This window comes from Occultella gossypii (genome assembly GCF_019947135.1).
GTDB lineage: Bacteria > Actinomycetota > Actinomycetes > Actinomycetales > Beutenbergiaceae > Occultella > Occultella gossypii.
This window is the reverse complement of record NZ_JAGSHT010000002.1, coordinates 407,622-432,900: the sequence shown is the minus strand read 5'-3', so window position 1 is coordinate 432,900 and position 25,279 is coordinate 407,622. Positions and strand designations below refer to the sequence as shown.

At 71.3% G+C, this 25,279-nt stretch carries 25 protein-coding genes and 1 riboswitch; of the genes, 20 read left to right on the top strand and 5 right to left on the bottom strand.

What is annotated here, in order from left to right; genetic code table 11:
* Window positions 1-18: 18 nt before the first annotated feature.
* The 6 genes from rpe (at window position 19) to KCQ71_RS03085 (ending at window position 4,424) form a co-directional block, all read left to right on the top strand.
* Complete coding sequence (gene rpe / locus KCQ71_RS03110; protein ID WP_223402710.1) at window positions 19-684, top strand: ribulose-phosphate 3-epimerase; 666 nt, start codon at window positions 19-21, stop codon at window positions 682-684.
* A gap of 115 nt (window positions 685-799) precedes the next feature.
* A riboswitch (FMN riboswitch) is annotated at window positions 800-932 on the top strand.
* Window positions 933-1,016: 84 nt separating this feature from the next.
* A complete protein-coding gene (locus tag KCQ71_RS03105; RefSeq protein WP_223402708.1) occupies window positions 1,017-1,754 on the top strand; it encodes an ABC transporter permease in 738 nt (245 codons plus the stop codon).
* Window positions 1,745-2,767 (top strand): ABC transporter substrate-binding protein, encoded by a 1,023-nt coding sequence (locus KCQ71_RS03100; protein ID WP_223402706.1) that lies wholly within the window; start codon window positions 1,745-1,747, stop codon window positions 2,765-2,767. The genes KCQ71_RS03105 and KCQ71_RS03100 overlap by 10 nt, the downstream gene beginning before the upstream one ends.
* Before the next feature lie 10 nt (window positions 2,768-2,777).
* A complete protein-coding gene (locus KCQ71_RS03095; RefSeq protein WP_223402704.1) occupies window positions 2,778-3,041 on the top strand; it encodes a phosphoribosyl-ATP diphosphatase in 264 nt (87 codons plus the stop codon).
* A 79-nt stretch (window positions 3,042-3,120) separates the two neighbouring features.
* Complete coding sequence (gene hisG, locus KCQ71_RS03090) at window positions 3,121-3,966, top strand: ATP phosphoribosyltransferase (RefSeq protein ID WP_223402702.1); 846 nt, start codon at window positions 3,121-3,123, stop codon at window positions 3,964-3,966.
* Window positions 3,967-3,977: 11 nt separating this feature from the next.
* Complete coding sequence (locus tag KCQ71_RS03085) at window positions 3,978-4,424, top strand: PH domain-containing protein (RefSeq protein ID WP_223402700.1); 447 nt, start codon at window positions 3,978-3,980, stop codon at window positions 4,422-4,424.
* 55 nt (window positions 4,425-4,479) lie between these two features.
* On the opposite strand, the gene KCQ71_RS03080 is transcribed toward KCQ71_RS03085, so the two are convergent.
* The gene (locus tag KCQ71_RS03080) at window positions 4,480-5,595 is read right to left on the bottom strand and encodes a DUF3866 family protein (RefSeq protein WP_223402698.1); all 1,116 of its coding nucleotides are present in this window, start codon (window positions 5,593-5,595) and stop codon (window positions 4,480-4,482) included.
* A gap of 31 nt (window positions 5,596-5,626) precedes the next feature.
* Here KCQ71_RS03080 and KCQ71_RS03075 point away from each other — a divergent pair, with 31 nt between their 5' ends.
* The 9 genes from KCQ71_RS03075 (at window position 5,627) to KCQ71_RS03035 (ending at window position 15,838) form a co-directional block, all read left to right on the top strand.
* Window positions 5,627-6,631 (top strand): helix-turn-helix transcriptional regulator, encoded by a 1,005-nt coding sequence (locus tag KCQ71_RS03075; RefSeq protein ID WP_223402696.1) that lies wholly within the window; start codon window positions 5,627-5,629, stop codon window positions 6,629-6,631.
* Entirely contained in the window at window positions 6,631-7,617 is a 987-nt protein-coding gene (locus tag KCQ71_RS03070) for a helix-turn-helix transcriptional regulator (RefSeq protein ID WP_223402695.1), read from the top strand. Before KCQ71_RS03075 ends, KCQ71_RS03070 begins: the two co-directional genes overlap by 1 nt.
* A 10-nt stretch (window positions 7,618-7,627) precedes the next feature.
* Window positions 7,628-7,960 carry a hypothetical protein gene (locus KCQ71_RS03065; RefSeq protein WP_223402693.1) on the top strand — a complete coding sequence of 111 codons (333 nt, stop codon included), beginning with the start codon at window positions 7,628-7,630 and terminating at the stop codon, window positions 7,958-7,960.
* A gap of 63 nt (window positions 7,961-8,023) precedes the next feature.
* Window positions 8,024-8,308, top strand: coding sequence for a Sec-independent protein translocase subunit TatA (gene tatA / locus KCQ71_RS03060; RefSeq protein ID WP_223402691.1), 285 nt, complete (start codon window positions 8,024-8,026; stop codon window positions 8,306-8,308).
* Between the two features lie 6 nt (window positions 8,309-8,314).
* Window positions 8,315-9,139, top strand: coding sequence for a twin-arginine translocase subunit TatC (gene tatC, locus KCQ71_RS03055; protein WP_308116598.1), 825 nt, complete (start codon window positions 8,315-8,317; stop codon window positions 9,137-9,139).
* 46 nt (window positions 9,140-9,185) lie between these two features.
* Window positions 9,186-10,127, top strand: a complete 942-nt coding sequence (locus KCQ71_RS27515) for a diacylglycerol/lipid kinase family protein (protein ID WP_223402689.1) — start codon at window positions 9,186-9,188, stop codon at window positions 10,125-10,127.
* A 9-nt stretch (window positions 10,128-10,136) separates the two neighbouring features.
* Window positions 10,137-12,935, top strand: a complete 2,799-nt coding sequence (locus KCQ71_RS03045) for a DEAD/DEAH box helicase (RefSeq protein ID WP_223402687.1) — start codon at window positions 10,137-10,139, stop codon at window positions 12,933-12,935.
* A 423-nt stretch (window positions 12,936-13,358) separates the two neighbouring features.
* On the top strand, window positions 13,359-15,026 hold the full coding sequence (gene lnt, locus KCQ71_RS03040; protein ID WP_223402816.1) for an apolipoprotein N-acyltransferase: 1,668 nt from the start codon (window positions 13,359-13,361) through the stop codon (window positions 15,024-15,026).
* Between the two features lie 68 nt (window positions 15,027-15,094).
* Window positions 15,095-15,838 (top strand): polyprenol monophosphomannose synthase, encoded by a 744-nt coding sequence (locus KCQ71_RS03035; protein ID WP_223402814.1) that lies wholly within the window; start codon window positions 15,095-15,097, stop codon window positions 15,836-15,838.
* Here the strand turns inward: KCQ71_RS03035 and KCQ71_RS03030 are convergent.
* Window positions 15,814-16,161: an RNA polymerase-binding protein RbpA gene (locus KCQ71_RS03030; protein ID WP_223402685.1), complete on the bottom strand. Its 348-nt coding sequence runs from the start codon at window positions 16,159-16,161 to the stop codon at window positions 15,814-15,816. The genes KCQ71_RS03035 and KCQ71_RS03030 overlap by 25 nt on opposite strands.
* A 207-nt stretch (window positions 16,162-16,368) precedes the next feature.
* Here KCQ71_RS03030 and KCQ71_RS03025 point away from each other — a divergent pair, with 207 nt between their 5' ends.
* The gene (locus KCQ71_RS03025; protein WP_223402812.1) at window positions 16,369-17,310 is read left to right on the top strand and encodes an aldo/keto reductase; all 942 of its coding nucleotides are present in this window, start codon (window positions 16,369-16,371) and stop codon (window positions 17,308-17,310) included.
* Window positions 17,311-17,419: 109 nt separating this feature from the next.
* Here KCQ71_RS03025 and KCQ71_RS03020 read toward each other — a convergent pair whose 3' ends face one another.
* The gene (locus tag KCQ71_RS03020; RefSeq protein ID WP_223402683.1) at window positions 17,420-18,073 is read right to left on the bottom strand and encodes a hypothetical protein; all 654 of its coding nucleotides are present in this window, start codon (window positions 18,071-18,073) and stop codon (window positions 17,420-17,422) included.
* Window positions 18,074-18,194: 121 nt separating this feature from the next.
* The gene (locus tag KCQ71_RS03015) at window positions 18,195-19,433 is read right to left on the bottom strand and encodes an epoxide hydrolase family protein (RefSeq protein WP_223402681.1); all 1,239 of its coding nucleotides are present in this window, start codon (window positions 19,431-19,433) and stop codon (window positions 18,195-18,197) included.
* 48 nt (window positions 19,434-19,481) lie between these two features.
* Here KCQ71_RS03015 and KCQ71_RS03010 point away from each other — a divergent pair, with 48 nt between their 5' ends.
* From KCQ71_RS03010 to KCQ71_RS03000, 3 genes are all read left to right on the top strand, one after another.
* Window positions 19,482-20,009 (top strand): MarR family winged helix-turn-helix transcriptional regulator, encoded by a 528-nt coding sequence (locus KCQ71_RS03010; RefSeq protein WP_223402679.1) that lies wholly within the window; start codon window positions 19,482-19,484, stop codon window positions 20,007-20,009.
* 118 nt (window positions 20,010-20,127) lie between these two features.
* Entirely contained in the window at window positions 20,128-20,586 is a 459-nt protein-coding gene (locus KCQ71_RS03005; protein WP_223402678.1) for an Hcp family type VI secretion system effector, read from the top strand.
* Between the two features lie 15 nt (window positions 20,587-20,601).
* The gene (locus tag KCQ71_RS03000) at window positions 20,602-21,393 is read left to right on the top strand and encodes a putative protein N(5)-glutamine methyltransferase (protein ID WP_308116597.1); all 792 of its coding nucleotides are present in this window, start codon (window positions 20,602-20,604) and stop codon (window positions 21,391-21,393) included.
* A gap of 3 nt (window positions 21,394-21,396) precedes the next feature.
* On the opposite strand, the gene KCQ71_RS02995 is transcribed toward KCQ71_RS03000, so the two are convergent.
* Entirely contained in the window at window positions 21,397-22,101 is a 705-nt protein-coding gene (locus tag KCQ71_RS02995) for an alpha/beta fold hydrolase (protein ID WP_223402676.1), read from the bottom strand.
* 115 nt (window positions 22,102-22,216) lie between these two features.
* Between KCQ71_RS02995 and KCQ71_RS02990 the strand changes: the two genes are divergently transcribed.
* Entirely contained in the window at window positions 22,217-25,261 is a 3,045-nt protein-coding gene (locus KCQ71_RS02990; RefSeq protein WP_223402673.1) for a hypothetical protein, read from the top strand.
* The last annotated feature ends 18 nt before the right edge of the window (window positions 25,262-25,279 follow it).

Here is a 25,279-nt window from a genome sequence, read left to right as displayed (position 1 = left end):
GGCACTACGCTCGCCGGTATGGGCATCCTCATCTCTCCCAGCGTGCTGAACTCCGACCTGTCCGACCTGGCCGGGGAGGTCGGGCGGATCTCCGCCGCCGACTTCGTGCACCTGGACGTCATGGACAACCACTTCGTGCCGAACCTCACGTTCGGCCTGCCGGTGGTGGAGCGGCTCCTCGCCCGCACCGAGCTGCCCGCCGACGTGCACCTGATGATCGAGGACCCGGACACGTGGGCGCCCGCGTTCGCAGAGGCCGGTGCGAAGTCGGTGACGTTCCACGTCGAGGCGTCGAGCGCGCCGGTGCGGCTCGCGCGCGAGCTGCGCAAGCGTGGGGCACGGGCGGCGATCGCGCTGAAGCCCGGCACCGGCATCGAGCCCTATCTGGACCTGCTGCCCGAGTTCGACATGGTGCTCGTCATGACCGTGGAGCCCGGTTTCGGGGGTCAGTCCTTCATCGAGGGCACGCTGCCGAAGATCCGGCGCACCCGGGACGCCATCACCGCGCTCGGCGCCGACATCTGGGTGCAGGTCGACGGTGGCGTGTCCCGGACCACGATCGGCACCGCCGCGCAGGCCGGCGCGAACATGTTCGTGGCGGGCTCCGCGGTCTACTCCGCCGACGACCCGAACGCCGAGATCAGCGCCCTGCGCGAGCTCGCCGAGGCGGCCTACCGGGACTGACGCCGAACCCGCCCTGATTGCTCGCCCGGAACACGGCCGCGGCATCTCGCAGTCCGGTCGTGACCGTCGTCATACGCATGGGGCTGTCCGGGTGTGTCAGAATCGGATCAGCAAGAACGTGCTCCGGGGTCGGTGAAAGTCCGAGCCGGCGGTGATAGTCCGCGACCCGGCCACTGCTCGTCAGTGGTCGGTTGACCTGGTGGAACTCCAGGACCGACGGTTAAAGTCCGGATGGGAGGATGCACGCGGCGTCGGGTCAGTCCCGGCGTCGACGGACGGACGCGCGGCGCGCCGTCCTTCCCCGGGGTACGCCTGGGGAAGGAGAACGGCAGGTGGCCCGCGAGGATCTCGTCGCACCCGTCGCATTCGGCGCGCTCGGACTGATCGCTTGGCAGGGCTTGGCAACGCTGCTGCCGGACCGGGTCCTCCCGACCCCCACCGCGGTGGCCTCCCGGTTCGTCCTCGAACTGCGTGAGGGTGGCCTGCTCGGCTTTGCCGGGCACACGCTCACCGAGGCGGTGCTCGGCAGCCTGCTCGGGCTCGCCGTGGCCGTGCCGCTCGGCTACCTCGTCGCCCGGTCCCGCCTCGTGGCCTCCGCGATCGGGCCCTACCTCGCCGCCTCCCAGGCGATCCCCGCCGTCGCCCTCGCCCCGCTGCTGGTGGTCTGGTTCGGCTACGGACTGCTGCCCACCGCCCTGCTCTGCGCCCTGCTGGTCTTCTTCCCGATCTTCGTGAACACCACCCTCGGCCTGAGCACCCTCGACCCGGACGTGATCGGCGCCGCGAAGGTCGACGGCGCCGGACGCTGGCGCCTGCTCGTCCACATCGAGGGCCCCCTCGCGCTGCCGGCCCTGCTCGCCGGCATCCGGAACGGCTTCGTGCTGTCCGTCACCGGGGCCGTGGTGGGCGAGTTCGTGATGGGCGGCCAAGGCCTCGGCCTGTTGCTCTCCGTCTACCGGGACCGCTCCGACGTCGAGGGCATGTTCGCCGTGCTCGTCGCGCTCGTCGCCCTCGCGATCAGCGTCTTCTACCTCATCCGCTCACTCGAAAGGCGCATCCAATGGCTCTGACCGAGCACCCCGTCCGCATCCTCGCGGCACTCACCGGCGCCGCGGCCCTCACCCTCGGCCTCGCTGCCTGCGGCGCCGAGGAGCCCGACGGCGGGGCTACCGACCTGCCCGAGCTCACCATCGGCCTGACGTACGTTCCGAACGTCCAGTTCGCGCCGTTCTATGTCGCCGCGCAGCAGGGCTACTTCGAAGACGCCGGGGTCGACGTGACGCTGCGCCATCACGGCGAGTCCGAGGACCTGTTCGGTGCGCTGGCCGGTGGCACCGAGGACGTCGTCGTCGCCGGGGGCGACGAGATGCTGCAGGCCCGCTCACAGGGGACCCCGGTGGTCAGCATCGCGACCCTCTACCAGACCTACCCGGTCACGCTCATCGTCCCCGAGGACTCCGAGATCGTCTCCGCGGCCGATCTCGCCGGGCACAGCATCGGCGTCCCGGGCCCCTTCGGCGAGACCTACTTCGGCCTGCTCGCCATGCTCGACGCCGCCGGCCTGACCACCGATGACGTCACCATCGAACACGTCGGCTTCACCCAGCAGAGCGCCCTGGCCGAGGGGCACGTCGACGCCGTCATGGGCTACGCCAACAATGACATCCCGCAGTTCCGGGCCACCGGCCTGGCCGTCCGCGGTGTCCCGATCGGGACCGACATCCCGCTCGTCGGCATCGGCCTGGGCACCACGGACGACGTGCTCGCCGCCGAACCCGACGCACTCGCTGCGGTGATCACCGCCGTCGGGCGTGCCGTCGCGGACATCGCCGCGGACCCGCAGGTCGCGGCCGACGCCGCTGCCGAAGAGGTGCCGGGCACCATGACCGCCGAGCAGGAGGCCATCACCCTGGCCACCGCCGAGGAGACCATCCCGCTCTACGGCGATCTCGAGGGCCCGTGGGGGACCCAGGACGACGCGACCTGGGAGCAGATGGTGGAGTTCATGACCCAGACCGCGCTCATCACCGCGCCCGTCTCAGCATCGGAGGCGTACACCAACGACCTGATCGGTGCCGAGTAGGCTCGGGGCCGTGAAGACCTTCGACGACCTGTACGCCGAACTGCGGGAGAAGTCCATCAGCCGACCCGAGGGCTCCGGCACGGTGGCGCAGCTGGACGCCGGCGTACATGCCATCGGCAAGAAGATCGTCGAGGAGGCCGCCGAGGTGTGGATGGCCGCGGAGTACCAGACCGACGCCGAGACCGCCGAGGAGATCTCCCAGCTCATCTACCACCTGCAGGTGCTCATGGTCGCGAAGGGCCTCACCCCACAGGACGTGTACCGCTACCTCTGAGCGGAAGCAGGGCACCCCACCAGCTAGCCACCGAAACTCCGCCCCGGCCCCCGGGGCACGAACCAACAAGGTTGACGACGTGTTGCGAATCGCCGTGCCGAACAAGGGCTCCCTCTCCGAGCCCGCCACCCACATGCTCCGCGAGGCGGGCTACCGCCAGCGCCGCGACGGTGGACGCGAACTGGTCCTGCCGGACCCGGAGAACGACGTGGAGTTCTTCTTCCTGCGTCCCCGGGACATCGCCGTGTACGTGGGCGCCGGCGTGGTCGACGCCGGGATCACCGGCCGGGACCTGCTCCTGGACTCCGGCGTCGACGCCCTGGAACATCGGGCGCTCGGCTTCGCCGGGTCGACGTTCCGGTTCGCCGGGCCGGAGGGCAGCGTGAGCCGCCTCGAGGACATCGAGGGCAAGCGCGTGGCCACCTCCTACGAGGTGCTGGTACGCAACTACCTGACCGACCGGGGCATCACCGCCGACGTGGTCCGCCTCGACGGTGCCATCGAGTCCACCGTCCAGCTCGGCGTCGCCGACCTGGTCGCCGACGTCGTGGAGACCGGCAGCACCCTCCGAGCCGCCGGCCTGCAGGTCTTCGGCGACCCGATCCTGCAGTCCGAGGCGGTCCTGATCCGCCCGAACGCGGATCCGAAGCCGGGCCTGACGGTGCTCGACCGGCGCCTGCACGGTGTGCTGGTGGCGCGCCAGTACGTCCTCATGGACTACGACTGCCCGGTCGAGAAGGTGGACGCGGCCGTGTCCATCACACCCGGCCTCGAGTCCCCGACGGTTTCGCCGTTGCATCGCACCGGGTGGGCGGCGGTACGCGCGATGGTCCCGCGCGAGCGGACGAATGCCGTGATGGACGAGCTGTACGACGTCGGCGCGCGCGCCATCATCGTCACCGCCATCACCGCGAGTCGCCTGTAGGGCTCCGCGACATGGCCACCGACCCCGATCCCTACGCACCATTCCGCCCGCGGGCGACCCGGATCGCGTGCCTGGTGATCGTGGTCTGGTTGGTCGCCGGCCTGGTCGTGTTCGTGGTGGTCCTGAACCGGTTGGACGAGCCCCGCGTGCCGGACCAGATCGCCGCCGCCGTGATCGTCGGGCTCGTCTGTGCCTTCCTCGCCCGACAGGCCGGCGTCAGGGCCGTGCCCGACGCCGACGGGCTCACCGTCCGCAACGTCATCCTGACCCATCGCCTGGAGTGGGCGGAGATCGTCTCGGTCCGGTTCGGCGAGCGCGACTGGGTCCAGCTCGACCTCGCCGACGGACGTACGCTGGCGGTCATGGCGATCCAACGGGTCGACGGCGAGCGGGGCCGGGCCTCGGCGAGCCGGCTGGCGAGCCTGGTCGCTGCCCACGAGGGCGGCGGCGCGCCCTGATCGACCGAGTCCGACGATCCGGGGCCCGCGACCTTCCGGGCGCAGGGTGCGAGCGTCAGCTCCCGGCTGCCATCCGCAATGCGTGCACCCCCGCGGCGCCCGCCGCGAGGAACGACGCAGGGTCCTCCTCGAGCCCTCGGCCCATCGTGGACAGCCGCACCGGCGTGGCCGCGAGCGCGGGCAACAGACCCTCGGTGCCGATCCGCACCAGCCGGTGACCGGCCGGGGCCGTCTCGAGCAGCGCGGCCTGTTCGTCGACGCGCGCACCCAACGGCGCCAGATCGCCGTCGAACACCGGCACCGCGACGTCCGCGGGAGCGAGGGCGACCCGCCCGTACGCGGTCAGGCTGTGGTGCGAGATGCCCAGGTGCCGCTCCCGAGCGTCAGAGCCGGAGACGCGCAGGGATGCGACCGGCCGGCCGCCCAGCACGGCGGTGGCATTGACCGCCTCACCGGCGCTCACGCCGGAGAAACCCCATCTCGTGCCGGTTCCGAGGTTCCCCGGGCCCTGCGCCACGACCACCAGGTCGGCCTCGACCACGAGGGCGGCGGCGAGCAGGCCCGTGTGCACCGTGACCGCCTCGAAGTCGCCGCCGAACGACTGCCCGACGGTGATCGTCGCCGAGACCCAGCCAGACTCCCGCAACGCCCCGATGGTCCGGGAGAACCAGGCCGGCAACGCTCCGCCGTCGGTCATCACGTACGCGACCCGCGGCGTCACGAGCCCGGCCCGCGCGGCTTCGAGCCGCGCCCCGGCCACGATGGCGGGCAGTGCGGAGTGCAGGTCCGCGACCACCACCGGCAGGCCGGCGAGGTCGTCGGCGTCGCGCAGCAGCTCGTGGTGGGCGGACTCCTGTTCGTCCACCCCGAGGACCATCGTCTGGAGCGGCGTGTAGCGAGCCTTGACGATGTGTCCGGGTCCGGCGGGCGGGTCCGGGGGCAGCCGGTCCGGAAGCGCCGCCACGAGCGCGTAGCCGCCCGTGCCGAGGCCGCGGGTGAGCGCCGACGTCGTGACGATGACCCGGTCGCCGACCTCCGGCGAACCGACCAGTTCCGGGTAGGCCAACGCCCGGATGCCGCTCGGTCCGCCCTCGATGTCGACCTCGAGTTCGAGGGACCCGGGCCAGCTCCTGCCCAGGGAGCGCACCACGCCGTCGCGCCAGTTGATCATCCCGGCAACCTATCGCGACTAGCCTCGCAGTATGAGTGAGCGTGTGGAACCCGCGGAACGGCTGCTGGATCTGGTGATCGCGCTGGCCAACACACCCCACCGGATGACGAAGTCGCAGATCCGACGCGGCGTGAACGGCTACGCCGACGCCAAGAACGACGCGGCGTTCGACCGGATGTTCGAGCGGGACAAGGAGGCGCTGCGCACCCTCGGCGTCCCGATCGTCACCCTGACCGACGCCGCCCACGAGGACGACATCGGCTACCGGATCGACACCGATTCCTACGACATGCCACCGGTGGCGTTCACGCCGGCCGAGGTCGGAGCGCTCTCGCTCGCCGCCGAGGTCTGGCAGGACTCGACCCTGTCCGCACAGTCGCGCCGGGCGCTGACGAAGGTGCGGGCGGTCAGCGAGCTCGAGGACGCCGCCCTGCACGCCGGCCTGGCGCTGCGGGTGCGCGGTCCCGACGCGAACTTCGGCGCCCTCCTGGACGCGATCGCGGACCGCATCACGGTCCGGTTCACCTACCGGGCCGCGAACACCGGCCGGACCAAGCAGCGCACGGTCGAGCCCTGGCGCCTGTACGCCAAGGACCGCGGTTGGTACCTCGTCGGCCATGACGTCGACCGGGCCGCCGAGCGTGAGTTCCGGATGTCCCGGATCGTGGGGCGGGTCAGCCGCATCGGCGAACCCGGGACCGTCCAGGTGCCCGACCGGGCGAGCGCACACCGGGAGGCGCCGATCATCCGCGCCACCCTGGCGCTGCGTCCCGAGCGTGCGTCGGCGCTGCGCGCCCGCGCCGTCGAGATCGAGAGCCCGACGGCGGGGGCCGGGTCGGCGCAGTCGTCACCACCGGCGCAGGTGCCCCGTCCCTCGGACCGGGACGTGATCGCCGTCGACATCAGCGACCTGGACCTGTTCGCGGAGGAGCTGGTCGGCTACGGGGACGCGGTCCTGGTGCTCGACCCCCCGCGACTGCGGGAGGCGGTGCTGGCGCGCCTGCGGCCGGCCGCGAGCCTGGGAGGGGAGTCCTGATGGCCGAGACCGCCGAGGACCGGCTGGTCCGCATGCTCGCCCTGATCACCTACCTCGAGAACCACCCGAGCGTGCCGGTCGCGGACGTGGCAGCGCACTTCGGGGTCACGGAGGGGCAGGTGCTACTGGACATCAGCACGCTGTGGGTCTCCGGCACGCCCGGCTACCTGCCCGACGACCTGATCGACTTCGCGGTCGACGATCACGAGCAGAACCTGCTCACGCTCACCGACGCCCGAGGGATGGACCGGCCGTTGCGGCTCGGCCCGCAGGAGGCAGTGGCGCTGCTGGTCGCCTTGCGCTCGTTGCAGGCCATGCCGGCGCTGGCGCACGACCCGGTGCTGGTCTCCACGATCGACAAGCTCCGGGCCGCAGCGGGGGAGGCGGCGGGCGCCGCCGACGCCGTCGACGTGTACGTCGGTGCCGAGGACGTCGGGGAGCGGCTCACCGCGCTGCGCTCGGCACTCGCCGACGGCAAGCAGGTGCGGCTGCGCTACGTGTCCGGCTCCGATGTGGTCAGCGAACGCGTCGTGGACCCGCTGCAGCTGCTCACCGACGCCGAGCGCTGGTTCCTCTACGCCTGGTGCCACCGGGCCGATGGCGTCCGGCAGTTCCGGCTCGACCGGATGCTCGAGGTGACCGTGCTGGACTCCGACGCACCGGCGCACCCCGACGTGGCCCTGAGCGAGCGCACCGACCCCGAGCTCACGACCGCGCAGTGGCACGTGCGCCTCGAACTGGCCTCCCGGGCCCGCTGGGTCGCCGAGAAGTACCCCGGCGCCGCCGTCACGGACCTCGAGGAGGGCTGGTTCGCCGTCGAGCTCGACGTGGTGAACCTGGCCTGGCTGCACAATCTTGTGCTCGGCCTCGGCGGCGACGTGCGGGCCGTGCACCCGCCCGAGGTGGCCTCCTCGATCGCCGAGCGGGCCAAGGCGGCGCTGGACGCCTACGCAGCGCTCGACGGCACCGGCAACGGCACCCAGTAGGCTGGCGCCCGTGCTCTGGTTCAGCGTCTGGACGGTCCTCGTCCTCGCCACCCTCGTGGGTGCCTTCCTGCTCGGCCGACGCCTGTGGCGGTCGGCGAAGGCACTGATGGCGCAGGCGGGAGCGACGTCCCAGGTGCTCGGAGAGCTCTCCGCGAAGATCGCCGAACTCGAGGCCGCCGCAGGCCAGGCGCGCACGTTCCGGCCGGATCTGGTCGCGACCGAGGACCAGCGAGAGACCTGGCGGTCACGCCGCGCCGAGAATCTCGCCACGCGGCGCGCGCGCGTACAGGTGCGACGGTCGCGTACGCTGGCCAGGTGGCGCTCGATCGGGATGCCGTTCTAGCACCGCGTCACACAGACGTTAGACTGACCACACAGAACCCATCCTCAAGGCGGAGGGCCAATCATGCGGCCGCAACTCTGGCACCTCATCGTGCTGCTCGTCGTAGTTCTCCTGATCTTCGGCGCCAACAAGCTTCCCGACATCACGCGCAACGTCGGTCGTTCCATGAAGATCTTCAAGCAGGAGGTCAAGGAACTGCGTGACGACGTCGACGCCGTCGACCCGAACTCCACGACGGACGCCCCTGCGGCCCCGCCGGAGTCGCAGACCCAGAGCGTGCCCACCGGCACCCAACAGGGCAGTAGTGGCACAGCACCGGGTGATACGCCCGGCGACGCCAACCGCTAACCTCCCGTGGCCCTGAACACTGGGGCGCGCAAGAGCAATCCCGAAGCGCGGATGGCCTTGACCGCGCACCTACGCGAACTTCGCAAGCGGTTCGTGCTGGCCGCGATCGGCCTCGCGGTCGGCACGGTCGTCGGCTGGTTCCTCTTCGACCCGGTCTTCCAGGCGTTGCAGGATCCGATCAACAACCTCGCCAGCGAGGGCAGAGTCGCTGCCCTTAACTTCGGCGGGATCGCTACCTCGTTCGACGTGAAGATCCGGGTCGCCCTGTTCCTGGGCGTGATGGTCTCGTCGCCGTGGTGGGTGTACCAGATCTGGGCGTTCATCACCCCAGGGCTGACGAAGAAGGAGCGTCGCAGCGCGTTCGCATTCGTCGGTGCCGCGGTGCCACTGTTCTTCGCAGGTGCGTTCCTGGCCTGGTCGGTGCTGCCCAACGCGGTGCGGATCCTCACCGAGTTCACTCCGCCGGACAGCGTGAACTGGATCGACGCCCTCACCTACCTCAAATTTGTCACGCAGTTCATCCTGGCGTTCGGTGTCGCATTCCTGATGCCGTTGATCATGGTCGTGGTGACGTTCCTCGGACTAGTCCGCGGGCGGACCTGGCTCAAGGGCTGGCGTTGGGCGATCGTCGGGATCTTCACGTTCTGCGCGTTCGCGACCCCCACGCCAGACGCGATCTCGATGATCCTCATGGCCCTCCCGATCGTCGCGCTCTACTTCATCGCCGTGTTGGTATGCATCCGGCATGACAAGCGTGCCGACAAGCGCCGTGCCCAGGAGGACGCCGAGCTCGACGCGGCCCTCGCGGACGACACCACGTCCGCGGCGTGAGCCACCCGCGCCACCCGCGGAGTTCTGAGCCCGGGCGTACCGCCCGGTGAGCAGGCTCGGGGTCCTCGTCAATCCGTCCGCGGGACACGGGCGGGGTGGTACCGGAGGACGCGACGCCATCGCCGGTCTGGCGAAGTCCGGACACGAGGTCATCGACCTCTCCGGGCCGAACGCCGTCGACGCGCTGGCGAACGCACGGGCCGCGCTCTGGGAGATCGACGCCGTCATCGTGGTCGGTGGCGACGGCATGGTGCACCTGGGCGTCAACGCCGTCGCCGGGACGAACACCCCGCTCGGCATCGTGCCCTACGGCAGCGGCAACGACTTCGCCCGGTGCATCGGACTGCCGATCCACGACGTCCCCGCCGCCGTGGACGTCATCGTCGCAGCCCTGGAGCGGCCGCCCCGGATCATCGACGCGATCGCCACCCGGGTGCACAGCCCAGAGGCGGCGCCGGAGCAGGAGACCGCCGTGGAGTGGACGGCCTGCATCCTCTCGGCGGGCTTCGACGCCGCCGTGAACGGCCGGGCGAACGACTTCAGCTGGCCCAAGGGCGAGGCCCGCTATCTGCGCGGCGTGGCGACCGAGCTGATCCGGTTCCGCCCGTACGGCTACCGGCTCACGATCGACGGCGTCGTGCGCGAGCAGGATGCGACGCTCGTCGCCCTGGCGAACGCGAAGTCCTTCGGCGGCGGCATCCCGATCGCGCCGGAGGCCGAGGTCGACGACGGCCTGATCGACGTGGTCATCGGCGACGCGATGACCCGTGGCCAGCTGCTCCGGCTGTTCGGCAAGCTCCTCAAGGGCAACCACCTGGCTGACCCGAAGGTGCATGTGGTCCGGGCCCGTGAGGTGATCATGGAGGCTCTGCCGGGCCACCACGCGCCGCCGCAGGTGTTCGCCGATGGTGAGCCGCTCGGGTCGCTGCCGATCCATGCGCGGCTGCGCCCCGGTGCGCTGCGGCTGTTGACCTCGGCGGACGCATAGTCTGGAGGCATGTCCTCCCCAGCCGAGCGGTACGCGGCGGCCCGCAAGCGACAACAGGATGCGCTCAGCCGGCTCGGCGCGTTCCGGGCCACCCTCGACTTCCCCCTCGACGACTTCCAGATCGAGGCCTGCGAGGCCGTCGAGGCCGGGCGCGGCGTGCTCGTCGCAGCCCCGACCGGCGCGGGCAAGACCGTGGTGGGCGAGTTCGCCGTCGAGCTGGGTCTGAAGACCGGCCGCAAGGCGTTCTACACGACGCCGATCAAGGCCCTGTCGAACCAGAAGTTCACCGACCTGCAGCGCCGGTACGGGACCGAGCACGTCGGCCTCCTCACCGGGGACACCTCGATCAACGGTGACGCACCGATCGTGGTGATGACCACCGAGGTGCTGCGGAACATGCTCTACAGCGACTCTCCGGCCCTCGCCGGCCTCGGTTTCGTGGTCATGGACGAGGTGCACTACCTGGCCGACCGGTTCCGTGGGCCGGTCTGGGAGGAGGTGATCCTGCACCTGGCCGACGACGTGCAGGTGATCTCCCTGTCCGCGACCGTCTCGAACGCGGAGGAGTTCGGTGACTGGCTCACCGAAGTGCGTGGGGACACCGCCGTGGTCGTCTCCGAGATCCGTCCGGTGCCGCTCTGGCAGCACGTCATGGTGAACAAGACCGTCCTGGACCTGTACAGCTCGAACGTGGACCCGACCAGGCCAGGGGTGAACCCGCCGATCAACCCCGACCTGGTGGAGGCCATCAGGGCGTCCGAGCGGGGTGGCCGCCCGGGGGAGCGCACCCGGGGCGCACGAGGGGACCGCCGGGGCGGGAAGGGCCGCTACTACCAGCGTGGTCCGCTGGTGCGGCCGCCGTCGCGGCCGGTGATGGTGGACCGCCTGGACCGGGCCGGCCTGCTCCCGGCCATCGCGTTCGTCTTCTCGCGGGCGGGCTGCGAGGCGGCCGTCACCCAGGTCCTGCTCAGCGGGATCTCCCTGACCTCGCCGGCCGAGCGAGCCCAGATCGCCGCGATCGTCGAGGAGCGGTGCGCCAGCCTGCCCGCCGAGGATCTGGACGTCCTCAACTACTGGTCCTGGCAGCAGGCGCTGCTGCACGGGGTGGCGGCCCACCACGCCGGGCTGCTCCCGGTGTTCAAGGAGACCGTCGAGGCGCTGTTCACGGCCGGTCTCGTCAAGGTCGTGTTCGCCACCGAGACGCTAGCACTCGGGATCAACATGCCGGCCCGCTCGGTGGTGCTGGAGAAGCTGACCAAATGGGACGGGCGCGGTCACGCGGAGGTGACTCCGGGGGAGTACACCCAGCTCACCGGCCGCGCCGGGCGACGCGGCATCGACGTGGAGGGGCACGCCGTGGTCCTCTACAGTTCGGGCCTGGATCCGGTTGCCCTCGCCGGTCTCGCGAGCCGGCGCACCTACCCGCTCCGGTCCCGGTTCCGGCCCACCTACAACATGGCCGTGAACCTGATCGCGGCATCCGGCTGGACCCGGACCCGGGAGGTGCTGGAGACCTCGTTCGCGCAGTTCCAGGCGGACCGCGGCGTGGTCGGGCTGGCCCGGCAGGCGCGCACGCTGTCGGAGGGCCTGGCCGGCTACACGGAGTCGATGACCTGCCACCTCGGCGACTTCGAGGAGTACATGGAGCTGCGGCGGGCCATCAAGGCGCGCGAGGGCGAGCTGTCCCGCTCCCGGTCGCGGGCCCAGCGGGACGCGATCAACTCGGCGGTCTCCGAGCTGCACCGCGGCGACGTCGTGCAGATCCCCACGGGCCGCCGCGCCGGGTACGCCGTGGTCATCGAGCCGCCCGGCCCGGCCGGGCTGGACGGGCCCGCACTGACCCTGCTCACCGGGGACGGCAAGGTTCGCCGCCTCTCCGGCGCGGACGTGCCCTACGGCACCAGTTCACTGACCCGGGTCCGGATCCCGAAGGCGTTCAACTCCCGCAGGCCGGCAGACCGCAGGGACCTGACCTCCTCGATGCGCAACGCCCTCGGGGCACTGGCAGACGACGCGCCACGCACCCGCCACGGCGAGCGACCGCCGTCGACCGCGACAACCGACTCCCAGCTCGGCGCGCTCAAGAAGGCGCTGCGCTCCCACCCGTGCTACGGGTGCTCGGACCGCGAGAACCACGCCCGGTGGGCCGAGCGCCGGGCCAAGCTCGCTGAGGAGCACGACGCGCTGCTGCGCCGGATCGAGGGCCGCACGTCCTCGATCGCCCGCGACTTCGAGAAGGTCTGCGAGGTGCTCGGGTCGCTGCACTACCTCGAGGGCACCGGCGAGGAGACCACGGTGACCGACCAGGGCGCCTGGCTGCGTCGGCTGTACGCGGAGAAGGACCTAGTGCTCGCGGAGTGCCTGCGGTCCGGTTCCTGGGCGGACCTGGACGCTGCGGGACTGGCCGCCGTGGTCTCCACGGTCCTCTACTCCTCCCGGTCCGACGATGAACGGCCCGCGCCCCGGCTGCCCGGCGGCCCCAACGGCTCGCTCGCCCGCGCTGTCGAGGCGACGGTCCTGATCTCCCAGGAACTCGAGCTCCTCGAGCGGGAGCACGCCCTGGAGCCTGCCGAACCGGTCGACCTCGGACTGGTCCGCTCGATCCATCAATGGGCGATCGGATCCAGCCTGGAGGACGTCCTCGACGGCACCGACCTGGCAGCCGGCGACTTCGTGCGGTGGGCGAAGCAGGTCATCGACCTCCTCGACCAACTCACCCTGGCCGCGCCGACCCCCGCGCTGCGCAGCACGGCCCGCAAGGCGATCGAGTCGGTACGGCGTGGCATCGTGGCGCACGGCACGCTGTGACCCGGACGCCCCGGTGCGCAACTTGAGCGCGCGGGTCAGGATGTGAGACGTGCCCGTTTCCCCTGCTGGATGCGGGGTGCTCGATCCTCCGACACACCCACTCGACACGCCGTGAACCGAGATCTTTTTGTTATCGGTAGGGGTTGCGCTGACCTGCGCAGACGCCCCTGACCTGCGGCGATGCCGTCTTGGCTGGGCACGTGGAGACGGGTAGGTTCACTTGTCACTACCTCGCCGGGGAGGCAGGTGGGCGCCGACTGGGCCCGCGGGTTCACTAGACAACGGGGCGGCAGTTCGCTGCGGTCACGGACCGAAGGATTCGCGGGCCGGTCGGTGGTAATTGCGGTTGGGCGACGTCTCGTTCGAGGCGGACCGCCGCGGTCACGGATCGACCGCTCGGCCACGTATCCTGCAACGGTGTCCATGCTCTCCCCGCCCCGATGGCTGACCCTGCTGCTCGCCGTCGTCGGTGGCCTGCTCACCGACACGGCCTTCCCGCAGCGCTCCTGGTGGCCGATGGCATTCGTGGGCATCGCGCTCCTGGTGCTCGCGCTCGGGCGGGACAGCGCCCGATGGGCCTGGCTGGTCGGCTTCACCTGGGGGCTGGCGTTCTTCCTGCCGCACATCTGGTGGGCCAACTACGCCGTCGGAGTGATCCCGTGGGTGGCTCTGTCCGTGGCGGAGGCCGCGATCGCCGGACTGGCGTGCGCCACCTGGGTCTGGGTCCGGCGGGTCGGCTGGGTCGAACGGCACCGGATCGCGCAACCGGTCGCCTTCGCGATCGTGTGGGTCACGCTCGAGCAGCTACGCCAGGTGTGGCCGTTCGGTGGGTTCCCGTGGGGTCGGTTGGCCTTCTCCCAGACCGACGGCCCGCTGCTCGCGCTGGCCTCGGTGGCGGGCGCGCCGCTGGTCTCGGGCGCCGTGGTGATCGTCGGGTTCCTGCTCGCGCAGGCGGTGGTCGGGTTCCGCCGGGTGCAGGTGCTGCGGGCGACGACGGCGGCCCTCGCCGGCGCGGCCGTCGTCGCCGCCGCGGGGTTCATCCCACTGCCCACGCAGGACGAGAACGGTGTCCTGAACCTCGGTGCGGTCCAGGGCAATGTGTCCGAGCCGGGCCTGGGTGCGTTCAACAACGCCCGTGAGGTGCTGAACAACCACGCCTCCGGCACCGAGGAGCTGGCCGAGTCCCGGCCCGAGGGCTGGTTCGACCTGGTGGTGTGGCCGGAGAACTCCTCCGACATCAATCCACGGGTCGACGCCGACGCGGCCGACGTGATCGACGGTGCCGTCGATGCCGTCGGCGCACCCCTGCTGTTCGGTACGGACTCCTACACCGAGGACGCCCGCTACAACGACATGGTGCTCTGGATGCCCGACGAGGGCCCGGTGTTCTCCTACTCGAAGCAGATCCCGGCCGCGTTCGCGGAGTACATCCCGATGCGGTCGGTCGCGCGGATCTTCTCCTCCGCGGTCGACCTGGTGCGCACGGACATGGCACCCGGCTCCGCGATCGCCGTCGTGCCGGTCCCGGTGGCCCGGCTGGACCGGGACGTGGACGTCGGCACGATCATCTGCTTCGAGGTCGCCTACGACGCGTTGATCCGGGAGGCCGCGCTCGGTGGTGCCGAGATCCTCGTCGTGCCGACCAACAATGCCTCGTTCGGGTACACGCAGGAGTCCACCCAGCAGTTCGCGATGTCCCGGTTGCGGGCCGTGGAGCACGGCCGCGCAACCGTGCAGATCTCGACGGTCGGGGTCAGCGGCGTGATCGGCCCGGACGGATCGGTCTGGCAGGACACGGAGCTGTTCACCCCGGCGCAGCTGTCCGCGACGGTCCCGCTGCGCACGACCCTCACGATCGCGGACCGGCTCGGCGACTGGCCGATCATCGCGGCGTTCGCGCTGACCCTGCTCGGACTGTTCGCGGGGATCGCCTCGACGATCGGGCGCCGCCGTGACGAGCGGGCCGGAGCCCTTGAGGATGCAGCCCAACACGCTCCCGCGGAAGCGGACGCGACCGGTGGCGCTTCCGATGCAGCGGGTCCGCCGGGTGCGGCCACCGAGGCGGGCACACCGGCGAAGGAGCCTGCGTGAGGCCAGCTGATCCGGGGAATCCCCAAGCCTCGGGTGGCCGTGGTTCCGATCGCTACGGGCACGCCACCCTGGTGATCATCCCGACTTACAACGAGCGCCGGGCGCTGCCCGGAACCCTGGCCAGGCTACGCTCCGCGGTGCCTGGAGTGGACGTGCTCGTCGTCGACGACGGCAGCCCGGACGGCACGGGGGAGTGGGCCGATGAGGCGGCCGCCGCCGACCCGCAGGTGCACGTTCTGCACCGGAGCGCCAAGGAGGGGCTGGGCAGGGCCTACATTGCCGGCTTCCGGTGGGGCCTGGACCGTGGCTACGAGCAGCTGGTGGAGATGGATGCCGATGCCTCGCACCGGCCGGAGGACCTGCCGAGACTGCTCGCGGAGGCGGCCCCGGGGGTGGACCTGGTCATCGGGTCCCGGTGGGTGCCGGGGGGCAAGACCGAGAACTGGCCGCTGTCCCGCTCATTGCTCAGTCGCGGGGCGAACACCTACGCGAACCTCGCGATCGGGCTCGGGGTGAAGGACGCGACCGCGGGTTTCCGGGTGTACCAGGCGGCCACGCTACGAGCGATGGACCTGGAGGACGTCAATTCGGCCGGCTACTGCTTCCAGATCGACATGACCTGGCGGGTCCGCCGCGCCGGTGGCACCGTCGTGGAGGTGCCCATCACGTTCGTGGAGCGTGTCGAGGGGGAGTCGAAGATGAGCCGCGACATCGTTGTGGAGGCCCTCTGGCGCGTCACTGCCTGGGGCGCGCAAGCGCGCTCCAGGCAGTTCGGCGATGTGGTGTCTCAGGCGCTGCGACGGCGGGCCTGACCGCTGCGGAGCAGGGCCAGTCGTTCGTCGAGGAGCACCTCGAGTTCCTTGATGGTGCGTCGTTCCAGCAGCATGTCCCAGTGCGTACGAACGTGCTTGGTGGGCTTCGCCTCGGGGCGAGTCGCGTCACGCAGGAGTGCCTCGCCACCCCCGGGGGCTTCCCAGACCGCGGGGATCTCGGCCTCCGCCGCGAAGGGGATCACGATGACCCTGCCGTCCGGGCAGTCGTAGATCGCCTGGACCCGGGGTGCCAGTTCGACACCCTCGTCGGTCTCCATGCTGTTCGCGCCGATCTTCATGCCGCGCAGTGCTCGGTCAGCCATCGCACTCCTCCTTGTGTCAGTGGTGCGTTCCAATTGGTCCAACGGCCGAGATGTCGGTGCTGTTCCGCCCGGGGGTGAAGGTGATGTGAAGTTCGCGCAGGGAGAACGTGGCCGGAGCCGGCGCGGTAGGTTTCCCGCGTTCGGCTGAGGCATGGTGCCTGCGCCCTCCGACCTCGCATAGGCTCGGGCGACGTGAGCACACACTCGATGGAATACCGGCAACTCGGCGCTTCTGGTCTCACGGTCTCAGTCGTGGGCCTGGGCTGCAACTCCTTCGGCCGGAACACCCCGGCCGCGGAGGTCCCCGAACTGGTCGCAGCGGCGCTCGACGCAGGCGTCACGTTGTTCGATACGGCCGATACCTACGGCGCGACGCCCGGCGTCAGCGAGGAACTCCTCGGAGCCGCGCTCGGCAGCCACCGCGATGAGGTCGTGGTCGCCTCCAAGTTCGGAATGGACACCGGCGGCCTGAACGGAGCCGACTGGGGCGTGCGGGGTTCCCGCCGCTACATCCGGCGAGCCGTGGAAGGTTCGCTGCGCCGGCTCGGCACCGACCACATCGACCTCTATCAGATGCACAAGCCGGACCCGCACACCCCGATCGAGGAGACCCTCGCCGCCCTGCATGAGCTCGTCGTGGAGGGCAAGGTGCGCTACGTGGGTTCCTCGAACTTCGCCGGCTGGCAGGTCGTCGACGCCGACTGGACCGCCCGGACCGCCGGCTACACGCCGTTCATCTCCGCGCAGAACGAGTACTCCCTGCTCAACCGGCGCCTTGAAGCCGAGGTGGCCCCCGCCGTGGAACAGGTCGGCGCCGGCGTCCTGCCGTTCTTCCCACTCGCGTCGGGCCTGCTCACCGGCAAGTACGCCCGGAACACTCCTGCGCCGGAGGGCACCCGGCTGGCCACGCGCCCGGACCGGCTGGAGCGCGCGGACTTCGACGTGATCGAGGGCCTCCAAGCCTTCGCGCAGGCCCGGGACCTGAGCCTCATCCAGGTCGCGATCGGCTGGCTGGCGGCCCAGCCGGCGGTGGGCTCGGTGATCTCCGGGGCCTCGCGCCCGGATCAGGTGCGGACCAATGCCGCCGCCCTTTGGGACCCCTCCGCGGAGGATCTGGTCGAGCTCGACGAACTCACCTCGCCCGTCTGACCCGCCGGCCACGCTCCGGCCCGTCCCACTGGGATGGACCAGGCGTGCCAGGGCCGTTCGACAGCGTCGGGCCGGGCGTAGCCGGACCGGGCGTGCGACGACGGACACCTCAGAGGAGCCCAGCACGCCGCGATCCCAGCGCCGCCACGGCCCGCAGCGGTACCCGGTGGCGCTTCGCAGCCGCCGTGACTGCCGTGTACCAGAGCCGTTCGTAGCCTCCCCGGTCGCCGCCGTCGGAGCGTGCGATCGCGATCACAAGGCTCGACAGGCCTCCCTCGGCGTCGTCGAGGACCTCCTGGAACTCCACGAAGAACTCGTCGAGCCGGTCGCGGTCGGGCCGCACACCACCGACCGCTATCGGCAGGAGCACCTCGGTCATCGCGTCACGATCGTCTGTCGCGAAGCACCACACTCCAGGTGCCTCCGCGGTGACCAGGATGCGGGTCCACGCCGCGAGCACCGCCAGAAGCGTTGCGTCGTCCGCGACCGACAAGCCGGCACCGGGCATCGGTGGCCGCACTTCGGGCTCGCGTGCGCCGGTGATCTCGCCAAAGGTCGCGTCCATGAAGGCGCCGACGTCGAGGTCGTCGTCGAGGTCGTCCCCGTAGCCGATCTCGAAATCGTCATCGAACTCGTCGTCATCGTCATCGAACTCGTCGTCATCGCCATCGAACTCGTCGTCGAGGTGGACGACGTACTCGGCCCTAACCGCCTCCGAGGGATCGTCGTCGCCCCGGTCCATCTCGTGCACGCGCTCGCTCATCCGAACACGATGACGGCTGCCTGACCCGGGACTCCGGGAACCGATGGCGTGTGTGGACTCCCAAGCGCCGGGCGCATCTTGTGGATGGCCGAGCGTCCGGCTCACTCCTGTGGACCGCAGTTCAGCCGAGCCGTCTGTCCCGCACCGTCCGGAAGAACGTGCGCACGTCGGCGACGAGGAGTTCCGGTTCCTCCAGTGCCGCGAAGTGTCCGCCGTGGTCCACATCGGTCCAGTGCGTGATCACGTGCGACTTCTCGCCGTAGCCTCTGATCGCGTAGTCCTCCGCGAACGCGATCACACCCACCGGGGTGGCCGACGGTGCCCGGCCCCAGTCCGGTGTGGCGTGCATGTTCTCGTAGTACATCCGTGCCGCGCTGCCACCGGTGCCGGTCAGCCAGTATGTACTCACCGCGGTCAGCATCGCGTCCCGATCCACAGCGTCCTCCGGGAGCCCACTGGCGGTGTGGGTCCAGGCGGCGAACTTGTCCACCATCCAGGCCAGCAGTGCCACGGGCGAGTCGTCCAACGCATAACCGATCGTCTGCGGCATGTTGGCGTGCACCTGGAAGTAGGCGTTGCCCCCCGAGAGGAAGTCACCCAGGCGGCGCACCCGGTCGCGTTCGAGGTCGGTGAGGGCGGCCAGTTCGTCCTCAGGCACGGGGCCCCACGGGATGAAACCCGCCGACGCCGCGTTCACGTGTACGCCCACGACGTGTTCCGGGTCCACTCGACCCACCTCCGGTGAGACGAGCGCACCGAAATCGCCGCCCTGGAGGCCATAGCGCGCGTAACCGAGCCGGCGCATCAGCTCGGCCCACGCCCGGGCGGTGCGGTCGCTGCTCCAGCCGGGCCCCGACAGCGGGCTCGAGAACCCGAACCCGGGCAGGGCGGGAATCACCAGGTCGAACGCGTCAGCGGGGTCCCCACCGTGGGCACCCGGGTCGGTCAGCGGCCCGATGACGTCGAGGAACTCCGCCGGGGAGCTGGGCCAGCCGTGGGTGAGCACCAGGGGCAGGGCGCCGGGATGTGGTGAGCGGACGTGGAGGAAGTAGATGCGCTGGCCGTCGATGGTCGTGGTGAACTGCGGCAACGCATTCAGACGTGCCTGCGCTGCCCGCCAGTCGTACTCGTGTGCCCAGTGATCCACGAGTTCCCGCAGGTAGTCGCTGGGCACTCCATGCTGCCATCCGGTACCGGGCACCTCGGTGATCCACCGGGTTCTGGTCAGCCGGTCACGGAGGTCGTCCAGCGCGGCGTCGGGCACGTCGATCCGGTACGGCTCGACGGCGGTGGCCACGTCGTGGGGGACGGCCACCGGTGGCGTCGGCACCGGGTTGGCACGGGTGCTGTTCGTTGTCATGTGGGCTCCTCGGCGGCGACGTCCAGGTGAATATGACAGGATGCTGTCATGACCTCGAATCTACCAAAACGACAGTCTGCTGTCAATGATCCGGAGTGGCCGGCGCGAACGAGCGAGGGGGAGGCGTTCACGTCCCTCGTGGTCTCGGTGGCCGCCCTCGGTGATCGCATCACCCGCGCCGGGGAGGACCTCGCCGCTCTGGGCGGCCTGTCGCTGGCTCGCTGGGTGGTGTTGGACGCGGCCTGTACGAGCCCTGCGACTGTGGCCCAGCTGGCCCGGGCCCGAGGGATGGCCCGGCAGAGCGTGCAGCGGGTGGCCGACGCCCTGGTGGCCGACGAGCTTGCGACGTTCGAGGAGAACCCGCAGCACAGGCGCGCCAAGCTGCTGGTGGCGACGCCGGCCGGCCGGGCCGCCGTCCTCACCATCAACGCGGCGCAGAAGGCCTGGGCGGACGCCGTCGGCGGTGCGCTCGGTGCCACCGCGATGACCGACGCGAACCGCGCCGTCGGGCTCTTGAGAGAGGCTCTCGACGCCGGCCCGGACGTGGTCCGGCCCGGCGACCCACGCGACCCGTGACAGCCCTGGAAATCACGTCACGGACGGCCCTGGTGCGGTCGATACTGGTGACCGACCGCCATCGGCCCACCTGCCGTCCTCAGACGGCACCCGTGAACGGCGATCGCAGGAGGCAATCATGGCGATCCAGGGCTTTCTCAAGATCCCGGGCATCCCAGGGGCGAGCGTCCGTGACGGGCACGAGGACGAGATCGAGTTCCACGGGATCGAGTTCGGGATGGCTGCGGCACAGGCCGCGGGCGGGGGTGGCGTCGGAGCGGCACGGGTCGGACGGGTGACCCTCGAGCCGATTCGCATCGTGAAGCACTACGACGTGTCCTCGCCCGCGTTGAAGCGGGTCTTGTTCCGCGGGGAGCATGCCCGGGAGGCGGTGTTCGCCCTGTCTCGGACGGTCGACGGCGACACCGCCGACTACCTTGTGGTCACGCTGACCGATGCCAGCGTGACCGGCTACGACCTGCGGCCGGCGCCCGAGCCGGATCTGCTCGAGGAGTCGGTCACGTTCACCTACCGCTCGGTGACCTTCGTCTATGACGGCGACCACGAGGTGGAGCTGGAGAGTCGTCGTGCCCGTTGACGCGAGGCGGTGCCGGTGCGCCCGTTGAGCCTACGGATCGCCGACCAGTCCGAGACGGTGCTGCGCCTGAGTGGGGCCGGCTGTGTGTTCGCAGAGGATGAGGCTCGTCTCCTGCACGAGGCAGCGGCAGGTGCCACAGAACTCGAGGAACTCCTCGCGCGGCGCATCGAGGGCGAACCACTCGAGCAGATCCTCGGCTGGGCCGAGTTCGGTGGGTTGCGGATCCTCCTCGAACCCGGTGTGTTCGTGCCGCGCGCCCGCACGGAGTTCCTCGCCGCCCGGGCAGCAGCCCTGTTGCGTCCGGGGGACGTGGCCGTGGACCTGTGCTGCGGCGCCGGCGCCATCGCCGCCGTGCTCGCCACCCGGATCCCCGGCCTCGACCTGCACGCGGGCGACGTCCAACCGGAGGCGGTCCGCTGCGCACAGCGCAACCTGGCCGGCCACGCCAGGGTGCACTCCGGTGACCTGTACGACGCGCTTCCGTCCGAGCTCGCCGGGAGGGTCCGGGTCCTCGTCGCGAACACCCCGTACGTACCCACCGACGCGATCGCCCAGATGCCGCCGGAAGCGCGCGACCACGAGCCGCACCTGACCCTCGACGGCGGGCCGGACGGGCTCGACGTCCAGCGCCGACTCGCCGCCGGAGCCGCTCGGTGGCTCGCTCCCGGCGGATACCTGCTCGTCGAGACGAGCGACGAGCAGGGCCCGACGGCGGCCCGCATCTTCCTCGAGCACGGCCTGGTGGCCGACGTGCTCAGCGATGAGGAGGTCGGCGCCACCGTGGTGCGGGGCCGCCTCCTCAGCTGACGGTCAGCTCTGGCCGACGCTCTCCAGGATCGTCGTGGCCAGGTCCTCCGGACGCGTGAACTGGGGCCAGTGCCCGGTGGGCAGGTCCCGGTACTCCACCTTGCGCAGCTGGCCGAGCTCCTGGACGAAGGGGTGGCCCTGGGCGATCCAGTCCCGCAGCTGGGACGAGGGGAACTCGCAGGCGATCACGGTGGCCGGCACATCGCGGCGCCGTTCGTCGGTCAGGTGCAGCGGATCCTGGGCCACGTGCGCCGGCGTCGGGATCGCCGCTCGGCGGAACTCGGCACGGAGGGCATCGTCGAGGTCGACGAGGTCCTCGTCCTCGAACATCGACCAGTCCGGCAGCGGCAGCTCACCGCCGACCGCCGGGTACTCGTCGTTGATGATGGCGCCCTCTCCCGCCGGGCCGCTGTCGACATAGATCACTCGTGCCACGCGGTCCGGTCGCGCGTCGACCGCGCCGTAGGCGATGAGGCCACCGCCGGAGTGCCCGACGAGCACGACCGGGCCACCCGGGTGGGCGTCGATCTCCGCGACGACCGCGTCGATGTGGTCGGCCAGGGTGATCTCGGACCGATCGGCATCAAGGGAATCCATGCCCGGGAGGGTGAGCGGGAAGCAGGTGTGGCCGGCGCGCTCGAGATGCGGCACCACCGCCGCCCAGGACGCGCCGTCGAGCCAGAAACCGGGGATCATGATGATGTCCATGTCCAGCACAGTACGGACAGCCTCCGACATCGTGAAGATCACGGGCGCTGTCGGGGGTCGGCACTAGATTCGGTGCCAACGTCGGTCAGTCGGGTTCGACATCAGGGTCGGGAGCGTGACGATGCGCAACAGGTGCCGGCCCGGACGGGGCAGGACCGGCCAGACGGACCGGCCGGCCACCATCTCGGTGCTTGAGCTACGGGTACACGGGATCGGCAACACGCCTCCTGCGGTGCTCCTCGACCTGCCGCCGGCCGAGATCCTGCAGTCGCGCGGGGATGCGCTGGGCAGCTTCTGGGTGCCGACCGACGCCGCCGCCGAACGGGACCGCGCGCTGCCACCCGAGGACGTGCACGCGATCCGGCCGGACACGCGCCGGGAGGCCTACTCCTGGGGTGCGATGGCGCGGCTGTCCACGGTGCCGGGGTGGGGCCTGATCGGGGCACTGGCCCGTGGTCTGGTCCGGGTCGGGTGGACCGTGCTCATCCCGTTCGGGTTGGCGAACGTCGCGTACTGGACCCGCCGCCTGCCCCGCGGATCTGCCGGCTGGCGGGCCGGCAACGGAGCGGCGAGTGTCCGTGTGTTCTCGCTGCTCCTGACGCTGTTGTTCACCGCGTCGACGGCGTCGGTCACCCTCGGCCTGCTCGCCGGGCAGTGCTTCCCGGCCGCCCAGACTGTGCCCGCGCCGGCCGGTGGAGCCGAGGTGGACGTCGCTCTCGCGTGCGCGCGGCTGCCCGGGTTCGCGCAGACCATGGCCGGTTGGGACCCCGGGGCCCGGACGGCGCTGCTCGCCCTCGTGCCGCTCCTCGCGGTCGTCGCGCTCTGGCTGATCTCGCTGACCGGCCAGGTCCGCTACGAGGAGCAGATGTCGGCGGCCCGTGCGGACGGGCCTGGGGGCCCGGGCCAGGCGGTGGCGGTCCCGCTCGCCCCGCGACCCGCCGAACCGGTTCCGGGGCCGAGCCCGGGTGTTCCGGTCCTGGCCATGCCGGGCTTCTGGGGCCACCGTCTGCTCACCGTGACCACGGGTCGCCTCCATCTGGCGGCGGCCGCCTCCATGCTCACCGCAGTGCTCGCGTGGGACGGCGTGCTCGGCACCGTCCCGGCGTGCCGGAGCCTGACCGGCGCCCTCACGAGCGCGTGCACCGACGGCGCCGTCGCGGCGGCGGGGGAGCGCCCGCTGCCGGCCGGGCTCGGGGCGGTCGCGATCGTGATCCTCGCCTGGGTCGTCGCCCGGGTCTGCATCGGGTCGGAGGCGAGCCCGGATGTCGGTAGCGCCGGACGTGGCCGCCGAGTCCAGTCCGGCTGGTTGCTGCTGGCGTCGCTGGCCGTGTTCACTGGTGCACTTGTCACCACGTGGCGTCTGGAGGCGCCACAGTCGTCCGCGGGCTACGCCGGACTCGAGGCGATCCCGGTACTGCTCGTCGCGGCACTCCTGGGGATCGCCGTCGCGGCACTCGGCTGGCGGGGCGGGCTGCGGCCGCGTCTGTGGGTGCCGCTCCTGGCCGTCGGTGCGGTCGGGTGCGGTGGGTTCGCGCTGCTGCGCATCGCGACCGACTGGGCCGTGCTCCTGCTCGGCGCCGGTGTGGTGGCGCTCATTGCGCTGCTCGCCCTGGTGAGCAGGGCCCTGCGGCGCCCGTCCGGTGCGGGCGAGGGCTGGTCCGGGGGTGGCCCAGGGGTGCTCCTGCTCCTCGCCGGGGGTGCCGCGATGATCTTCTCGACGCTGGTCGTGCTCGGGACGGAGGCGTTCCTGAACGGCGCCGGTCCACGGGCCACGTTCGCCGTCGCGGCCGGTTCCGCATTGACCCTCCCGACGGCGGAACTCGCCACGGTGGGCGAGCTCGCTCGTGCCCAGGCGGACTGGCCTGCCGCGCTGGCGGCGCCGCAGGCCTACGCGGAGTTCGGCCTCGCAACGCTCCTCACGTTGGCCGTACTGGTGGTCGCGGTGATCCCGCCCGCGCTGCAGGCGGTCGTGGGCACCCGGTCTGTGCCGGGAGCGCTGCGTGTGTGGGTGGACCCCAACCGCGGCGAGCGTGGTGCCCCCGACCGCGGCAGCGAGCGCAGGAACGCGCGGCGGGGCGGCGCCAAAGGTGACGGCAGCGGCAGTGCCGCGGACGCGCAGATCCAGCGCTCGCGACAGGTGGCGGCAGCGATCCAGCGCGCCGAGCCCGTGGTCGGATGGGTGGCCGGCGGCGCCGCGCTGGCGCTCGCGCTCACTCTGCTCACGCGAGTGCCGAGGCCCCTCGCGTCGGCGGAGTCGACCGGAGACGGATGGGGGCGCGCCGGGGCGGCGAATACCGGCGCGGAGCTCGTCGGGGTACCGCTGCCACCCTGGGCGCTGCCGGAGGACATCACCACCTGGGCGGTCGGCGCGGTCGGCGCCGCGGCGTTGGTGCTACTGGGTGCCATGCTCGCGGGAGCGGCCGGCACCGGTGCCCGACCCCTCGGGATCCTCTGGGACATGATCTGCTTCCTGCCGCGGGCGGCGCACCCGTTCGGACCACCCTGCTATGCGGAGCGCGTGGTGCCCGAACTCCGGGGCCGCATCGATGCCTGGCTCGGCGGTGCCGAGGCCGACGGGCGTTCCCTCGCAGCGCCGTCCGGCCGGCGGGTGGTGCTCTCGGCGCACTCCCTCGGTGCCGTGCTGGCAGTCGCGGTCCTGCTCGCGCGACCGCGAGATCCCGCGACCGCCCGCATCGGCCTGCTCACCTACGGCACCCAGGTGCGTGGCTTCTTCGGACGCTACTTCCCGGAGCTGCTCGGCTCGGTGGCCACCGGTAACCCGCCGTGCCGGGCACCGTCCTACCTGGCCGCGGACCCCTGGCGCCGCGACCGGGTAACCCCGCTGCCCCCGGTGGACCCGATTCGCCCGGTGAACCCGACTCCGACCGGCGAGCACACCCTGACCGCCCTGCTGACCGGTGCCGGACGGGACGAGCCGGCGTGGCTGAATCTCTGGCGGCGCACGGACCCGCTCGGGCTCCCGGTCCACTCCTACCGCGACAACGAGATCGATCGCGGCGCGGAGGAACGCGATCGAGGCGGGTATCTGTTCGGGGTGATGGCGCACTCGGGATATCCGCGTGCGTTCGCCTACCACCGAGCCCTGGCCGAGGTGCTGGAACGCCTGTCCGCGGACCGGGCCCGCTCGATCCGCCACTGACCGTTCCGGCCGGCGACA

Bases quoted from the DNA above. Each gene is read 5' to 3' on its own strand.
- rpe (WP_223402710.1), top strand. From the start codon at position 19: ATGGGCATCCTCATCTCTCCCAGCGTGCTGAACTCCGACCTGTCCGAC.
- KCQ71_RS03100 (WP_223402706.1), top strand. From the start codon at position 1,745: ATGGCTCTGACCGAGCACCCCGTCCGCATCCTCGCGGCACTCACCGGC.
- KCQ71_RS03085 (WP_223402700.1), top strand. From the start codon at position 3,978: ATGGCCACCGACCCCGATCCCTACGCACCATTCCGCCCGCGGGCGACC.
- KCQ71_RS03080 (WP_223402698.1), bottom strand. From the start codon at position 5,595: ATGATCAACTGGCGCGACGGCGTGGTGCGCTCCCTGGGCAGGAGCTGG.
- KCQ71_RS03075 (WP_223402696.1), top strand. From the start codon at position 5,627: ATGAGTGAGCGTGTGGAACCCGCGGAACGGCTGCTGGATCTGGTGATC.
- KCQ71_RS03070 (WP_223402695.1), top strand. From the start codon at position 6,631: ATGGCCGAGACCGCCGAGGACCGGCTGGTCCGCATGCTCGCCCTGATC.
- tatA (WP_223402691.1), top strand. From the start codon at position 8,024: ATGCGGCCGCAACTCTGGCACCTCATCGTGCTGCTCGTCGTAGTTCTC.
- KCQ71_RS03045 (WP_223402687.1), top strand. From the start codon at position 10,137: ATGTCCTCCCCAGCCGAGCGGTACGCGGCGGCCCGCAAGCGACAACAG.
- lnt (WP_223402816.1), top strand. From the start codon at position 13,359: ATGCTCTCCCCGCCCCGATGGCTGACCCTGCTGCTCGCCGTCGTCGGT.
- KCQ71_RS03030 (WP_223402685.1), bottom strand. From the start codon at position 16,161: ATGGCTGACCGAGCACTGCGCGGCATGAAGATCGGCGCGAACAGCATG.
- KCQ71_RS03025 (WP_223402812.1), top strand. From the start codon at position 16,369: ATGGAATACCGGCAACTCGGCGCTTCTGGTCTCACGGTCTCAGTCGTG.
- KCQ71_RS03020 (WP_223402683.1), bottom strand. From the start codon at position 18,073: ATGAGCGAGCGCGTGCACGAGATGGACCGGGGCGACGACGATCCCTCG.
- KCQ71_RS03015 (WP_223402681.1), bottom strand. From the start codon at position 19,433: ATGACAACGAACAGCACCCGTGCCAACCCGGTGCCGACGCCACCGGTG.
- KCQ71_RS03010 (WP_223402679.1), top strand. From the start codon at position 19,482: ATGACCTCGAATCTACCAAAACGACAGTCTGCTGTCAATGATCCGGAG.
- KCQ71_RS03005 (WP_223402678.1), top strand. From the start codon at position 20,128: ATGGCGATCCAGGGCTTTCTCAAGATCCCGGGCATCCCAGGGGCGAGC.
- KCQ71_RS02995 (WP_223402676.1), bottom strand. From the start codon at position 22,101: ATGGACATCATCATGATCCCCGGTTTCTGGCTCGACGGCGCGTCCTGG.